We start from the raw sequence: 14,732 nt of genomic DNA on the forward strand, positions 1-14,732 counted from the left end.
CACTTAGTTTTACGAAAGTAACTTAGACGGTGGAGCGTGAGTTCTCCCTCTGTCCAACACGTTCTTGTTAGAACCTTGTCGAAAATTCGACACCACTCCTATGGATTTAGGAGTGGTTTTTTTCTTGTTATTTCAAAGCAGCTAAAATTGTCTCAGCTTTGCTTGCTTCAAATTGTTTTGGCTCTTCAACATTAAGCTGAGTGACTACGCCATTTTCCACGATCATTGCGTATCTTTGAGAGCGCACGCCGCCAAATGTCGCGGTATCCATTTCTAATCCAAGCGCTTTGGTAAAACTCGCGTCACCATCTCCAAGCATCAGAATCTCAGAAGCGTTGTGTGTTTTACCCCATGCATTCATGACAAACGCATCGTTTACAGATACACATGCAATTACATCAACGCCTGTCGCTTTGATCTGATCAGCTAAAACGACATAGCCAGGTAGGTGGGCTTCAGAGCATGTTGGTGTAAAAGCACCTGGGACTGCAAAAAGTACCACTTTCTTATTTGCAAAAAGCGTTTCGGTCGCGTGATTCTGCATTCCTCCATGGGTCAGTTCACTAAGAGTGGCGTTTGGTAATGTTTGGCCTTGTTGAATCATTTTTGCTTTCCTTGTTGTGTTTGTTCTAGCAGTTTAGCGAGCAATACTGAATTGAACCACCGACAGAAAGTAAGGGATTGAGAGTATTACTAAAAAGTGAGTCATAGACTATCCGCATCACTCGCGATATCTTGGTGTTTACTTAAGTGTTTTCTCCAAGTTAATGACCGTTGAAGGTTAGAAACAGAATAGGTAGGTGCAGTATTAAAACTTTGGTTTACGATGTGTTTTCTGGGAAGTTTCAATCTGGAAACCCTTGCGGTGTGGTGATGCTAGATGAGTGGTTGACTGACGCCGAGCTGCTCCAATTGAGTCAACAGCTTGGTCAACCGGTGACTTCGTTTTTGATGGAGTCGAATGGACAATTCCAGATTCGTTGGTTTTCATTGGAGAGTGAAATTAACCTTTGTGGTCACGGTAGTTTGGGAGCTGGCTCTTTTCTCATCACCGAATATCAACTCAATACAGTAGAGCTACACAGTGAATACGGCACAGTGACGGTTCAGAAGCGAGGTGAAGGTTTCTGTATGACACTTCCTGCTTGGAACGGTGAACCTTGTGTCATTCCTGATTCATTGAATGGTAGTTTCATGCAAGTGGATGACGTATTTTCTACTCGCGATCTAGTGATCGTTTTGCCAGATGAACAATCTGTTGCCAACTTTCTACCTGACCAACAAAAAATTAAGCAGGTTCGTAAACATCATGCTCTGATTGTTACTGCGTCGAGTGGCGATAGCGAGTACGTTTTAAGGTATTTCGCGCCCAACATCGGCATAGATGAAGATTTGGCGACAGGGTCCGCGCAATGCTCGTTAGCTCCGTATTGGTTTGATAAGCTTGGCGTGGAAACTCTGAGTGTTCGCCAATTATCTAAAGCGGGTGGTCTTTTTCGTGTCGAGAAGGCTTCAGACTCGCTCATCACCATTATTGCGAATGTGACTGTTCGAGCATAAACACTAGATAAGCGTAAAAGGAAGTTATGAAATTATCTGAATTACAAAACCACATCAAAGCATTTGATCATGCCCCTGAGCTGTCTGATCACTATTTCTTAAAGTTGATAGAAGAAGTTGGGGAAGTTTCGGAAGCCATTCGTAAAGGGCAAAGTGGTCAGCCAGCATTAGAAGAGTTAAAGGGGTCGATTGCTGAAGAGTTGTATGATGTCCTCTACTACGTCTGTGCTTTGGCAAACATCTACGACGTGGACTTAGAGAAAACTCATGAACTTAAAGAAATCCTAAACAAAGCCAAGTACAACCGTTGATCAGGAGCTGTAAATCCAGATCATACTTGAAAGCTCTCGACTTACTTTCCTTAATACAATATCTAAAATAGCCGGGTTTTGAGAGGGGCAGTTACCCGGCTCTATTCGCTAATACCCCGTCAAATAACCATACCCCACAAAGTTATAGTTTTGAGAAGGTAGATCACCAAACATGATTTGTTTGATGTCGTATCTGTGACTTTGTTTAAACAATGCTAATTATCGCCTATTTTCCTTCCAATCTCTGTGTGACCATTTATTAAAAGAAAGCGCTTTCATTTTCTGAGGGCGATATGTCGAGTCAATGAGGTAATGTATGGAAACAAAGGGAAAATTCAAGCTATCCAATATCGCCATGTGTGTGGCTTTGGGTCTGACGTTAGTTGGATGCGATAGTGATGATAACGATTCAGTAGCGACAACACCGTCACCTTCGGGCGAATATGTAGCGGACCAAGGTTTCCATATATCACCGACGCAAGGTGTATTTAGCGGTGAAGATGGTGAGACGCCAGCTTTCGTTGTCCCAACGAATGCGCATACGCCAATTGTTACGTCTGATATCGCTGCACAAACAGGCTCTACTCGTAATGTTGTACAGTTTACGACGGCCGATGCTTCAGGTTTAGTGGGAGGCTTTGACCTTGGTGAAGTCTCTTTGGACAGTCTTTCTGAAACATCAACGATTGAGTTTGATGTTCGTCTTGTAGGTGCGGCTAATTTGGCGTCTGCATCAGCTTCTATTGCAAGTTATAGCGATAGCGCAACTCAATGGACTTTCGTTGTAGAAGGACAAAATGGCAGTGGGGCGGATGTAACAACCAGCGTTAATTTTTCATCAGAGCCAACAGAAGAGTGGGGCCACTTTGTTTTTACTAAGTCAGAATTGCTGAAAAACAATGCTGAACTCGCAACAATCACATCAATCAAGATGTACCCACATGCAGACGCTACCGTGTACAACGTTGATAACGTTGCGATTTACCCAGAGTATCGAGATTCGGAAGGGCCTGAACTGACACTTATCGGTGGTGCATCAATTACACAACTTAACTATCCAGATGCAGTTGATTCGTTTGTGGATCCTGGCTACTCGGTCACGGATAACCAAGATGACGAAACTGAAATTGTCGTTACCAAAACGTACGGTGAACTTGGAGAAGTTGATGCAGATGAAAACGGTACGTATGAGATCACTTACAGTGCGGTCGACACGACAGGTAACGTAGGTAAGCCTGTGACTCGAACTGTGATCATTGAAGCCGCTCCAGATGTTGAAAACGATGTCACACCACCAGAGCTTACATTGAATGGCGCGTCCACAGTTCGTGTTGTACTTGATGGCGAATACGTTGAGCTAGGTGCAACAGCGACAGATGATGTAGACGGTGAGATCACGGATATTACTATTTCTGGTTCAGTGGATGTGAACACAGCCGGTGATTACACCATTACTTATTCCGCGACGGATAGTTCAAACAACACAGGTACTGTTGAGAGAACAGTAACGGTTTACGAGCCAGTTGTATCAACCAACCTCATTGTCAACGGAGATTTTTCAACGTCTGTTGGTGAAGAATGGGTGCTTGACCAAGGTGAAGGTAGTGTGGAAATCGTCGATGGGCAACTCGTAGTGTCAGAGTTTACGCCAGGTGCGACATGGCAACCTAGATTGGTTCAATCTTCTGTTGTGTTACAAGAAGGGCAAACTTACGTAGCGAGCTTCGACGCCAAAGCGGGCGAAGCGCGTAATATCGTTTTGCAAGTGGGTGAGCTGTTAACAGCAGATCCATGGTACCTACCAGTTATGGACGACACAACAATTGGTCTATCGACCGAACTTGAGTCATACAGTGTTCAATTCACTGCAAATGAAAATGCAGCAAATCCTATCCACTTTATCTTCGCTGTGGGTGGCGGTGTTGCAACGCCAATTACATTAGACAATGTTTCGTTAACCGCGGTTACAGCTGAAATGATCGCGCCTGTTATTACGTTGTCTGAAGGCGCGGTGCGCATGTCAGTAGGTGAAGAGTATGTCGAGCCGGGCTATTCAGCCGCTGACAATGTTGATGGCGATCTTACTGCCTCAGTGGTGGTGACTGGTGACGACTTCAGTACATCAGAAGTAGGTAGTCACGTCATTACTTACACGGTTCAAGATTCTGATGGTAACGAGTCTGTCGCGGAGAGAACGGTTTACGTTGTTGCGGCGGAAGATGTTGATAACTTGATGACGAATGGCGACTTCTCATCTGGCTTAGACGGTTGGTTGCAATTTGGTACCGATGCACAAGTCGTTGATGGTGCTGTGGTGTTTAGCTCTGGTGTGATCAAACAAGAGCGTTTTGCTCAAGGTTCGGTACAACCGGGCGACCAACTGGTTGTCTCTATGAAGTTGAAAGGGACATTTACCACTGGTGGTGTGTTCAAAGCTGGTCTTCATAGTGAATCTGCTGAAGGCTCTGGTTTACCGGCATCTTCTCAGTGGGAGGAATTCTGGACTGTAAGCGAAGATTGGCAAACTGTTGAGATCCCTTGGACTCTGGGGGAAAACGCCGATTCAATTTCTGTCGAGCTATTGGTGGCAGGACCAGAAGGGCAACAGATCTACCTAGATGACATCACTGTAAAACCAGCAACATTCTAATGAAATAAAAATATAGCCTCTCGATGCTGTCGAGAGGCTAATTTTGTTGATTGGCACCGAGTTTATATTGAAGGCTGATTCTAAGCTCTAGAGCGAGCTTCCATATAAATTTGAGTGAACTATTTTCAATTGTATTAAATACCGACAGTCATGAGTGTCGATCTCGGAGAGAAAAATTCATGGATAGAGACCATTTATTAGAAGTTCAGGATAAGCTGGCTCCAATCAGTAGACAATCTGCTGCAGAAGGCATTGTTCTATTAAAAAACGATCAAGCGGTGTTGCCGATTCAACAGAGTGATAACTTAGCTGTTTTTGGGCGTTGCCAATTGGATACTTATCGCAGTGGTACGGGCTCAGGTGGTGCAGTCAATGTTAGGTATTCAATCTCGCTTATCGAAGGCTTATTGGCAAACGACTCGATTGAACTAAATGAAAACCTATTACAGCGTTATCGCGATTGGGTAAAAGAGAATCCATTTGATGACGGTGGTGGTGGTTGGGCCGCAGAGCCTTGGTATCAAGAAGAACTATTGCTCAGCGATGAAGAGGTCGCGCTTGCCTCATCTCAGTCTAACAAGGCGATGTTTATCATTGGTCGAACAGCTGGCGAAGATCAGGACAATGCCGACGCGTCTGGTAGCTACAAAATGACTGATACTGAAGTCAGCATGCTAACCAAGATTACGCAAAACTTTTCAGAAGTTATCGTTGTTATGAACACCACCAACATTATGGATATGTCCTGGTTGATGACATTGGAGCATCGCCATTCGATCAAATCCGTCGTGTATTGTTGGGCGGCAGGTATGGAAGGTGGTCATGCTTTGGCTGACGTACTTTCTGGTGACGTTTCACCTTCTGGAAAACTCACCGATACCATCGCGTATGATCTGTGTGATTACCCTTCTAGTGCTAACTTTGGAGGCACTACACACAATTGTTATGCGGAAGATGTGTACGTTGGTTATCGCTATTTTGAAACCTTTAAACCTAATGCCGTGCAGTTTGAATTCGGATTTGGCTTGTCTTATACCGCCTTTAAACAAGAACTGGTGGATTTCGATGTGGTTGGGCAAGGCAAAAATTCCATTGTCCGAGCTTCAATTAAAGTCACCAATGTGGGTGAGCACTATGTGGGGAAAGAGGTGGTTCAAGTGTATCTTGAAGCGCCTCAGGGCCAACTTGGCAAACCAGCCAGAGTGCTGGTGGGCTTCAAAAAAACCTCACCGCTTAAACCGGGCGCCTCTGAAACTCTGGTTATCTCGATGCCAGTGCGTGATTTTGCTTCTTATGATGATAGCGGAGTAACGGGGAACAAAAGCTGTTATGTATTAGAGAAAGGCGATTACTGCTTTCATGTTGGGTCGAGTGTTCGTGATACGACCAAACTGCTGCATAGGTATCATGTGTCTAACACTTTCGTCACAGAACAGTGTCAGGAAGCGCTCGCACCAATACGTTCGTTTGAGCGCATTAAGCCAGTAAAACAGCGAGATAGCTACTATGGTGTTGATTTCGAATCTGTGCCTCTGCGCACGGTCTCTTTGTCTGAGAGAGTAGAATCAAACCTACCTCAAGCTCTCGTGATAACTGGTGATTTGGGTTACAAGCTTCTTGATGTGAAAAATGGTTCGGTCACCATGGAGCAATTTGTCTCTCAATTATCATTGCCCCAGTTAGCGACCATGGTTCGCGGTGAAGGTATGTGCAGCCCTAAAGTCACTCCTGGTACCGCTGCGGCGTTCGGTGGTGTGTCTGACGACTTGATTGACTTTGGTATTCCTGCCGTTGCCGCTGCTGATGGTCCTTCCGGCATACGTATGGATAGTGGTCACAAGGCAACCCAAGTTCCCATTGGCACACTGTTGGGATGCACGTGGAATTCAGAATTAAACGAAGAGCTATTTTATTGGGTGGGTGAAGAGCTTAGAGCGTATCAAATCGATACCTTATTAGGGCCTGGCGTCAACATTCATAGACACCCCCTAAATGGTCGCAACTTTGAGTACTTTTCAGAGGACCCGTTTGTCACAGGAACGTTAGCGGCTGCACAAGTTAAAGGGCTAAAAAAAGCAGGAGTCACAGGGACGCTCAAGCACTTTGCCGCCAATGATCAAGAAACAGGGCGAATGGACGTAGACAGCGTGATGTCTGAACGCGCGATTCGAGAAGTTCATATTAAGCCATTTGAAATGGCGGTGAAGCATGGCGGTGCGACGACCATTATGACGTGTTACAACCCCGTTAATGGTCATTGGGGTGCCTCTAATTATGATTTGAATACTAGCGTTTTACGTCAGGAGTGGGGCTTTAAAGGTATCGTGATGACAGATTGGTGGGCGAAAATGAATCACCCAACCGAAGGTGGCGTAGAAGATAAAATACACACTTCATATATGATCCGCGCTCAAAATGATCTCTATATGGTTGTCGATAATGATGGTGCGGCGATAAATGTTGCTGGAGACGACACTTTAACGGCGATAGAGCAAGGCACGCTAACGCTTGGGGAGCTGCAGCGGAGCGTAATGAACATTTGTTGGTTCATTTTAGATACTCCTGCCATGGAACGTCCTATCGTGCGTTATGAGCCAGTGAAGGCTATTCGTTCATTTAACGAGTATTTGGGAAGTGACGCCATTGCACTTGATGCTTTATCGACCGTGGAGGTTAGTAAGACAACAAGCGTTGTTGTTGAGGTACTCGAAGGTGCAACTTATCAAGTGTCTGCGGTGATGAGTTACGACAAGCCGTCGCTGGCGCAATCTTCTTGTGCTCTGAGCTTGAACGATGAGTTTTGCATGTCGTTGTCAGTACATGGAACCGAAGGTGAGCGCGTAAATATCGAAGGTTCACAGGTGCATTTAGAAAAAGGATTTTATCATCTGTGTATCGACTTCGTGAAGGCTGGTGCCACACTACACGAGTTAAATCTTAAACCATGTTGATGTCTCTGAGATAAAATATTGAGTGAATAATATGCAGCGTAGATCGCTGCATATTTTTTATTAGGGCAAGGGCAAGCATGGCATAGTGAGCTCAAACACCATCAGAAAAATGATGTGATTTTGATCCCGTTAGGTCATCACAAAGTCGCCTCCCATTTGTGATAAATAAACAACGAGATGATAAATTGAAAGCGCTTTCAAAATAACAAATGAAGTTGCATGATATGTGGAATACAAATACTAAAAAGTTCACCTTAATGGCACTGGTGAGTGGTGCATTTATTTCAGGTTGTAATAGTGGTTCTGACTCATCTAGCGCTCCATCAACACCTGATGTGAGTGGTTGGACAATGGTTTGGAATGACGAGTTTTCCGGCACTGAGATCGATACAACTAAATGGGGTTTCGAAGTTAACTGTTGGGGAGGCGGTAATGGTGAGCAGCAGTGTTACACCGACCGTCCGGATAACTCATATCTAAACGACGGTAAACTCTACATTTTAGCCAAGCAAGAGACGTTTACCGGGCCGAATAACCCCGATGGAGATTGGAGTAATACGGTTACACTACCTTATACCTCAGCACGGTTGAGAACTATGAACAAAGGCGATTGGAAATACGGTCGCTTTGAGATTCGCGCCAAACTCCCTTCAGGTCAAGGTACTTGGCCCGCAATCTGGATGCTACCAACTGACTATGTTTATGGTGGATGGGCGGCTTCCGGTGAAATTGATATTGTGGAAGCAGTTAATTTAAAAGCACCATCCGACGCTGGTGGACAGCTTAGCGGCACACCAGAAAGGAGAGTATATGGGACGCTCCATTACGGTGCGGCTTGGCCTAATAATGTCGAGTCAGGTCAAGAGTACTACATGCCTGACGACGTTAACCCTGCAGACGATTTCCACACTTATGCACTCGAGTGGGAAAAAGACGAAATTCGTTGGTATGTAGATGGTGTACATTATGCTACGCAACGTTCAAGCGGGTGGTATAGCCAATATACAGAAAATGGCAGAGTAGTCATCGGTGAGGAAGATGCGCCTTACAATCAACGCTTCCATTTACTTCTGAACTTAGCAGTGGGTGGCGCTTGGGCTGGCAACACTAATGACACAGGTATTGACGATTCGGCACTGCCACAGACCATGGTTGTTGATTATGTTCGTGTTTATGAATGTTCAGCGGATACTGTGACAGGTCAAGGCTGTGCTTCGGTATCTCCAGATGCGGTGCTGGTACCAGGGCATTCAGCGCCTTAGAGCTAGGAAAATATTCCTCAAGAGATAATGGCGCAGCTTGATATTAAGTTGCGCCATTTTTTATTTCTTTGAGAAATCAGCTTCTACCTGACTAATCGAGACAAACGCATGTGCACTGTTCAAGTGACCCATTCTCAATTGCTCTATCGTTCATTACGTCGGTATTCGTTACTGAGACACCGATGGTCGGTAAGGCTCTTCTCTTACGCCATGTGATAACACCAGCTTAATCATAAAAATAGGCGCTAGCCACTCTAGTCCAACTGGTGCAGGTAAGATGGTTGCAAAGATAATCGCTAGCATAACGACAAGCAAAGCGACTGGGCGGTGCAGATACATTGGCAAGAAGTGAATAAACACGATCGAAACCATCATTGCACCATACCAAAAGAACGCATACGACCAAGCAATATCAAAGCACAAAGGCACAGCAAATAACTGGAAGTGAATAGCAGGAAACAAGAATTTACTGCCAACTAATTTTCCCATCAGTGATAGATTAAGAGATTGATCAGTATGTAAAAATCGTTTCATCGATCCTAATGAGTTAGTCAATACGCCACCAATCATATCCAGAGTCAAGAACGACGCCACAAGGATCTGCACCCAGCTCCAATCCAGAGTTTCCCATGCAAAGAAATATAGGATCACAGGGGCAATAAACGCCGCATAGTTGGCAATCATAGACTCTGCTTTTGTCGCACCAAATCCAGTGGTGAAATTAAACTTCCCCTGACATTGCCAATTGATATGTGCGTTTTTTATCGTGGTTTTATCTGTATCCATTGTTCGTTTCCTCATCATTCTTGGAGTGGGCGGTCTTTAAAAGACCACTTGGTCGAAAATAGAGTAAGCGAACAATAATTAGCCTGTCAACTTTTTTAGACCAGTCGTCCTAAAAAGAGTTTGGGTTAGACTCAGACGTATAGATGTTATATAGTCCATGTGGACTTTTAAAAGGAATCACGAATGCCTAAAGTAGTTGATCATGAAGCGTACCGCCGTGAACTTGCCATGAAAGCGGTCGATCTCTTTACAGAACATGGCGTCAATGGCCTTGGTATGCGCGGCATAGCGGAGGCTTTAGGGATTTCTAAAAGTGCCTTATACCACTACTTTCCGAGCAAAGATGCACTATTTAAAGCAAGTACCGAGGTCTTTTTAGAGCCGCGATCTTTATATGGTTTAGAAGAAGGCGAGGCCATTCCGCAACACAAGGAGCAGATGCTCTACAAACTAGTCGAGACATTAGATGGTCACTTTCGCGGAGAGCTAACGCTGGTGCTCGATTACACCAAACATAAAGATTCGAAACAGGTGAAAGGCGACAACTTGCTTGAGCTTGCTAATACACAATTCAAGCAAGAGCTTGCAAAGGTCGTCGGCAATGAACATGCAGACCAAGCGTTCGCGCTGTTGTTTGGTGGGCTGACAATGCGCTTGCTGGATGGGAACAAAACACCATTAGAAACCATTACTCAATGGATACTTGCTCTAAGCCGAGTTGAAAGCTAACCCACATGTTCCTGCTTCATAGCTTTCTAGAGCTGACAATATGTATAAAATTAAGTTGCGCCAATTGGTGATCCTCTCATCTACAAAGTTGAAGATGATGTCATCACTTCTTGAACGGTTTGTTCGTTTTTACTATTTCCACTGAGTTCAGCAATGACTTCACCAGGCGTGACGACACGAGTTAACAAGTGAGTTATGTCTGGGTCTTCAATTGGTTCAAGAGCATAAATTGGTTTGTTGAGACCCAAAGCATAACCAATATCCATGGCTACACTTTTTCCGACGTAACCACCAAAGTTTAAAATGTAGGTAATATCGGCTTCTCTAATGCGCTGCAAGCAACCATCAATACCATTAGCTTGAAGAGGTTCAGAGATAGTAGTTTCAATCCCTGCATTGACCAACGTTTCTCGTATAGCCTGCATCTTTTCTAGATTCTTGAAACTACCAGCAACATAGACAGATTTACTCATACAACTTCCTTACTTTTGCGTAAATTTTGATGTAAACACTAACGCCGCGTTATGTGGCTTTATAGTTGCACGTTTGGAAATAGTACCCAAATTATTATGCTGACTACGGCTAAAAAAAGTGCAAAACCTATAATATTAATCAGCCTCTGAACCGACACACTTTTATTTTGATAGTTAGGGTAAAGATTCCCTAAAGCAAAGCTATTAAGAAAACCTGCTATGGACATTTTCCCTATCCATACCAGCAGGCTGTTATCATGAGTACGTAACATGAAAATTTGTTTAATCGTTTGACCAGTTTCAAAAGCTTCATATACCCAAATCAGTCCGAAAAGAACTGGAGGTGTAATTAAAAAGAAAATTGGCGCTTTAAATTTCATTCTCTCCAACCACATTAGGTCCTCTTAAATTGCTTGTATGGATAATAAGCGCTCCAATCGGGTAAGGTGAGACCCAGACTTTAGCTGCAACTAAAGTTCTTCTATCTGGTAGTTCGATTAAATGCTGGTTCCTCTATCGAGAGACCGATAACAAGTACGAACGCCAGATAGAACTCCAAGCACCACACTCGAATAGTCTTCTGGGTCTCGAGCCCGCATTTGCAAGCAAGAGTTAGCTTATTATGAATACAAACACACTTCAAAACATTAATGTCGGCGTTGATACTGGCAAGTCACAATTAGACATTTATATTCGTCCTCTCGATATTTACTTCACCGTTCCCAATAATGAAAAAGGCATCAAGGAAGCAATTAGGACTATTACTAAACATAGACCTAGACGCGTTGTCATCGAAGCTACAGGCCGACTGGAAATGCCTTTCATATTCGCCTGTGATAAAGCGAAGTTACCCTATGTTATTGCGAACCCATTGCACGTTAAAAGATTTGCAGGAGCTATTGGGCGTCGAGCAAAAAATGACCGTCTAGATGCCGCTCTTATTGCCCATTTTGGTGAAGCTATACAACCTAAACTGACACAACTAAAGAGCGAAAACATACGACTAATGAGTGACTTAGTTACAAGACGTAATCAGTTACTGTCAATGCAAACAATGGAGAAAAACCGACAACAGATTTTACCTCAGAGCCTAGCATCCTCAATTAAACCAATCTTAACTGCCCTCAAAAATCAAATCGCCAAAGTTGAAGAAAAGATATCAAAACTCATCGATACCTGCCCTGAATACCAAGCTAAAAATGAGATACTACAAAGCATGCCAGGGATAGGGAAAATAGCATCAGCCTCAATCATCAGTAATGTTCCTGAACTCGGTTTTATCACCAATAAACAAGCCTCTTCTCTTATAGGCGTCGCTCCAATAACCAGAGAAAGTGGACGTCTCAAAGGCAAGCGGATGATCCAAGGTGGTCGTGCTCAAGTTCGCACAGTTTTATACATGGCAATGATGTCTGCCATCCAATGTAACCCTGTTTTTAAGGCGACTTATGAACGATTACTTGCGGCAGGAAAACCCAAAAAAGTAGCTATAGTTGCCTGCATGAGAAAGATGGTTGTGATCTTAAATTCGATGCTAAGAGATGGTGTTATGTGGGATAAGGATAGCGCCAAAAATTAACTATTGACGCCATAGTCTCTTGTTATGTGAAAATTTATCTCGTACCTACAACTTTTTAATGTGAACAAATACCATTTTTTTGCCAACCTTAGTCATTGAAAAACATAGAAAGCCACCTCAAAAAGCATGCATAAAACGCTTGTATATCAGATAGTTAGGAAAATACTCTATTGAAAGACACCAAACCATTCGATATGATAAGCGCCAGAAACAAAAAAGCCACTAATGTGAACTAGTTACGTCAGCATTAGTGGCTTCTTCACCTACAACAATAGGAGGTCATATTGCTAAACGATTTAATCGAAGTCGCAATTTGCTTACTAACGCTAGTTAGTATCACTTTAAAATATCTAGGCTGATCGTCGCCAAACAAATAGACTAGATGTTGAGACCTAAGCCATCTTAATTGATGGCTTATCAAAAATACAGAAATGATTTTCAGCTGCATGCACATAACAGCTATATTAGACAGAAAAATTCTGCACTTAAATACAGAATTATTCTGTCTAGTATCTTAGTTGCGTAAACGATACTCCGTTTTTATGAAAACTAACAGTAACTTAAATGCTATCGCTCTCTGCCTACATCCCCAAATGCGGTTTTTTTCCATATAGTATGAATTGATATGAAAAATCGCCATTCCTTCTTTATGTCCAAGAATGATTTAGATTAGAAAATCAGGTTCGTGAAGTTATTGATAAGTACGTTCTGAATCAGTCGGTCTCATTGTTCAAGTGCTCGATAAACAGTCGAAGTGGCATCATCGAACGATACTCCTTTGGGAAATAGATATTCATGCTTGGTAAAGTGACCTGATGCTCTGTTAGAACCTCCACTAGCTCTCCGTTTTCCAAGGCATTGGTGCAGTAATCCCGAAATGTATAGGTCAACCCAACTCCTTGAAGCGAAAGATCGATCGTAGCAGGTGATGAGTTCGCAATCATATTACCGCGCACTTCGACTGGATAAGTGCTTTCTGAACCAGAAAAGCTCCAAGGGGCAAATTGTCCTGAACTTTGGTATCGGTAACGTAAGCAGTTATGGTTCAACAAATCCTTAGGGGTTCGAGGTTCACCATTTTTCTCAAGATATTCAGGGCTTGCAACGACCGCAGTTTTCAAAGGCTCACTTAATCTTATCGCAACCATGTCCTCAGCAATCAGCCCACCAAGCCTAAACCCAGCGTGAAACCCGTCACTCAAGATGTCTGACAAAGCATCAGTCATAGACAACTCTATTTCGATCTCTGGATATTTTTTCTGGAAAGTGGCCAATTTATCCTTAACCAGCAGAAAGTAAGCAAACTCAGGTATCGCAAGTTTGAGGGAACCACGTTCAGCGTGCCCAGCTGTTCGCGCACTGTATAAGCCTTCGGCTAGCTGCTCAAAGGCTGGCCCGGTACTGCGTGCCAACGCCCGCCCGGCTTCAGTTAGGTTAATCGAGCGCGTTGTCCGAATAAATAGCGTTGTCCCGAGCTGCTCTTCTAGTTTTTTTAACTGATGACTAACCGTTGAAGGTTTTACTCCAAGCTCTTGAGCTGCACCACGCAGGCTTTTTTTACTCGCAATGGCATTAAATACTTCGAGGGTAGATAAAGGTAACTTCATTGGTAGATTCTATTCACTAGTGAGGTGGATTGTCGGTGTATTGTTTATATTAATCGGCCTAATTAACATGAGCAACAAGTTAACGAAAAACGTTAATTCTAGTGGTAAACAAGATGACCACTGAAAGGAAACCTAAAATTGAGGCCTGTTTTATGAACATTCTAGTGTTAACTGCTCATCCCGATCTTTCGACCTCCACTGCTAACAAAAAATGGTTTGAAGCTTTGTCGGAAGTTGACGGGATCATTACTCGCGACCTAACCGCTGTTGGAGGCGATGAAATGCGCTTCAATCCGGCTGTTGAGCAGGCGCTTCTTGAGCAGGTTGATCGTGTCGTGTTGCAGTTTCCATTCTATTGGTACTCTTCACCACCGATTCTGAAAGCTTGGATCGATCAAGTGTTTCTTTCTGGTTTTGCTTATGGCCCTGGGGGTAACAAACTACATGGCAAAGAATTGATGCTTGTGGTTTCTACTGGTGGCCCAGCTGAAAGCTATCAGGCTGGCGCACTCAATAGCTTCACCATGGCCGAGTTTCTTACGCCATTCCAACAGACAGCGCTCATGGTTGGCATGACTTACCTGCAGCCTTTCGTACTTCATAGTGCTATGAGCAGAGACCAAACTAGGCTCAATGCCAGTATCCCTGAATTGATTTCTTGTGTGACAAGCCCTCGACATAAGGCGATCGATACAAGAGCACCGTCAGAATCCGCTTCAGCATAGAACAATGAAAAGAGTATAGGCATTTCAAACCTTATGGTGCCTTCATCGAACAAAGCCCTTCGCATGATGGAAGGGCTTCTTAGTGACAATCTCGGAGTT

At 43.7% G+C, this 14,732-nt stretch carries 12 protein-coding genes and 2 pseudogenes; 9 read left to right on the forward strand and 5 right to left on the reverse strand.

The annotated features are described in order from the left end of the window. Nucleotides 1–127 precede the first annotated feature (127 nt). A complete protein-coding gene (locus OCV50_RS23150; RefSeq protein WP_261905342.1) occupies nt 128–604 on the reverse strand; it encodes a peroxiredoxin in 477 nt (158 codons plus the stop codon). A gap of 224 nt (nt 605–828) precedes the next feature. On the opposite strand from OCV50_RS23150, the gene OCV50_RS23155 reads away from it, so the two are divergent. The 5 genes and pseudogenes from OCV50_RS23155 to OCV50_RS23175 all read left to right on the forward strand — a co-directional run. Beyond that, complete coding sequence (locus OCV50_RS23155; RefSeq protein WP_261905343.1) at nt 829–1,560, forward strand: PhzF family phenazine biosynthesis protein; 732 nt, start codon at nt 829–831, stop codon at nt 1,558–1,560. A gap of 26 nt (nt 1,561–1,586) precedes the next feature. Further along, nucleotides 1,587–1,871: a MazG nucleotide pyrophosphohydrolase domain-containing protein gene (locus OCV50_RS23160; RefSeq protein WP_261905344.1), complete on the forward strand. Its 285-nt coding sequence runs from the start codon at nt 1,587–1,589 to the stop codon at nt 1,869–1,871. Nucleotides 1,872–2,187: 316 nt separating this feature from the next. After that, nucleotides 2,188–4,521 (forward strand): immunoglobulin-like domain-containing protein, encoded by a 2,334-nt coding sequence (locus tag OCV50_RS23165; RefSeq protein ID WP_261905345.1) that lies wholly within the window; start codon nt 2,188–2,190, stop codon nt 4,519–4,521. 179 nt (nt 4,522–4,700) lie between these two features. Further along, nucleotides 4,701–7,472 carry a glycoside hydrolase family 3 protein gene (locus OCV50_RS23170; RefSeq protein WP_261905346.1) on the forward strand — a complete coding sequence of 924 codons (2,772 nt, stop codon included), beginning with the start codon at nt 4,701–4,703 and terminating at the stop codon, nt 7,470–7,472. A gap of 224 nt (nt 7,473–7,696) precedes the next feature. Continuing rightward, a pseudogene (locus OCV50_RS23175) lies at nt 7,697–8,731 on the forward strand (glycoside hydrolase family 16 protein); the annotation flags it as partial. 171 nt (nt 8,732–8,902) lie between these two features. On the opposite strand, the gene OCV50_RS23180 reads toward OCV50_RS23175, so the two are convergent. Next, on the reverse strand, nt 8,903–9,520 hold the full coding sequence (locus OCV50_RS23180; protein ID WP_261905347.1) for a hypothetical protein: 618 nt from the start codon (nt 9,518–9,520) through the stop codon (nt 8,903–8,905). Between the two features lie 183 nt (nt 9,521–9,703). On the opposite strand from OCV50_RS23180, the gene OCV50_RS23185 reads away from it, so the two are divergent. Further along, entirely contained in the window at nt 9,704–10,249 is a 546-nt protein-coding gene (locus OCV50_RS23185; RefSeq protein WP_261905348.1) for a TetR/AcrR family transcriptional regulator, read from the forward strand. Further along, nucleotides 10,248–10,354, forward strand: a pseudogene (locus OCV50_RS23190) (type II toxin-antitoxin system mRNA interferase toxin, RelE/StbE family); the annotation flags it as partial. The gene OCV50_RS23185 and the pseudogene OCV50_RS23190, both read left to right, overlap by 2 nt. On the opposite strand, the gene OCV50_RS23195 reads toward OCV50_RS23190, so the two are convergent. Then, nucleotides 10,330–10,722, reverse strand: a complete 393-nt coding sequence (locus tag OCV50_RS23195) for a nucleoside 2-deoxyribosyltransferase (RefSeq protein ID WP_261905349.1) — start codon at nt 10,720–10,722, stop codon at nt 10,330–10,332. The pseudogene OCV50_RS23190 and the gene OCV50_RS23195 sit on opposite strands and share 25 nt — an antisense overlap. Nucleotides 10,723–10,781: 59 nt before the next feature. Next, a complete protein-coding gene (locus OCV50_RS23200) occupies nt 10,782–11,102 on the reverse strand; it encodes a hypothetical protein (RefSeq protein WP_261905350.1) in 321 nt (106 codons plus the stop codon). Nucleotides 11,103–11,344: 242 nt separating this feature from the next. Here OCV50_RS23200 and OCV50_RS23205 point away from each other — a divergent pair, with 242 nt between their 5' ends. Then, nucleotides 11,345–12,301 (forward strand): IS110 family RNA-guided transposase, encoded by a 957-nt coding sequence (locus OCV50_RS23205; RefSeq protein WP_261905351.1) that lies wholly within the window; start codon nt 11,345–11,347, stop codon nt 12,299–12,301. A 713-nt stretch (nt 12,302–13,014) separates the two neighbouring features. Here OCV50_RS23205 and OCV50_RS23210 read toward each other — a convergent pair. Then, nucleotides 13,015–13,908, reverse strand: a complete 894-nt coding sequence (locus OCV50_RS23210; protein WP_261905352.1) for a LysR family transcriptional regulator — start codon at nt 13,906–13,908, stop codon at nt 13,015–13,017. A gap of 152 nt (nt 13,909–14,060) precedes the next feature. On the opposite strand from OCV50_RS23210, the gene OCV50_RS23215 reads away from it, so the two are divergent. Continuing rightward, entirely contained in the window at nt 14,061–14,633 is a 573-nt protein-coding gene (locus OCV50_RS23215; protein WP_261905353.1) for an NAD(P)H-dependent oxidoreductase, read from the forward strand. Nucleotides 14,634–14,732 lie beyond the last annotated feature (99 nt).

Origin of the sequence: Vibrio fortis, assembly GCF_024347475.1 — a bacterium.
GTDB classification, from domain to species: Bacteria; Pseudomonadota; Gammaproteobacteria; order Enterobacterales; family Vibrionaceae; genus Vibrio; species Vibrio fortis.

What these genes read in the sequence shown, in the direction of transcription:
- OCV50_RS23205 (WP_261905351.1), top strand. Translation starts at nt 11,345, where the DNA reads ATGAATACAAACACACTTCAAAACATTAATGTCGGCGTTGATACTGGC.
- OCV50_RS23170 (WP_261905346.1), top strand. Translation starts at nt 4,701, where the DNA reads ATGGATAGAGACCATTTATTAGAAGTTCAGGATAAGCTGGCTCCAATC.
- OCV50_RS23165 (WP_261905345.1), top strand. Translation starts at nt 2,188, where the DNA reads ATGGAAACAAAGGGAAAATTCAAGCTATCCAATATCGCCATGTGTGTG.
- OCV50_RS23150 (WP_261905342.1), bottom strand. Translation starts at nt 604, where the DNA reads ATGATTCAACAAGGCCAAACATTACCAAACGCCACTCTTAGTGAACTG.
- OCV50_RS23160 (WP_261905344.1), top strand. Translation starts at nt 1,587, where the DNA reads ATGAAATTATCTGAATTACAAAACCACATCAAAGCATTTGATCATGCC.
- OCV50_RS23200 (WP_261905350.1), bottom strand. Translation starts at nt 11,102, where the DNA reads ATGAAATTTAAAGCGCCAATTTTCTTTTTAATTACACCTCCAGTTCTT.
- OCV50_RS23195 (WP_261905349.1), bottom strand. Translation starts at nt 10,722, where the DNA reads ATGAGTAAATCTGTCTATGTTGCTGGTAGTTTCAAGAATCTAGAAAAG.
- OCV50_RS23185 (WP_261905348.1), top strand. Translation starts at nt 9,704, where the DNA reads ATGCCTAAAGTAGTTGATCATGAAGCGTACCGCCGTGAACTTGCCATG.
- OCV50_RS23210 (WP_261905352.1), bottom strand. Translation starts at nt 13,908, where the DNA reads ATGAAGTTACCTTTATCTACCCTCGAAGTATTTAATGCCATTGCGAGT.
- OCV50_RS23180 (WP_261905347.1), bottom strand. Translation starts at nt 9,520, where the DNA reads ATGGATACAGATAAAACCACGATAAAAAACGCACATATCAATTGGCAA.
- OCV50_RS23215 (WP_261905353.1), top strand. Translation starts at nt 14,061, where the DNA reads ATGAACATTCTAGTGTTAACTGCTCATCCCGATCTTTCGACCTCCACT.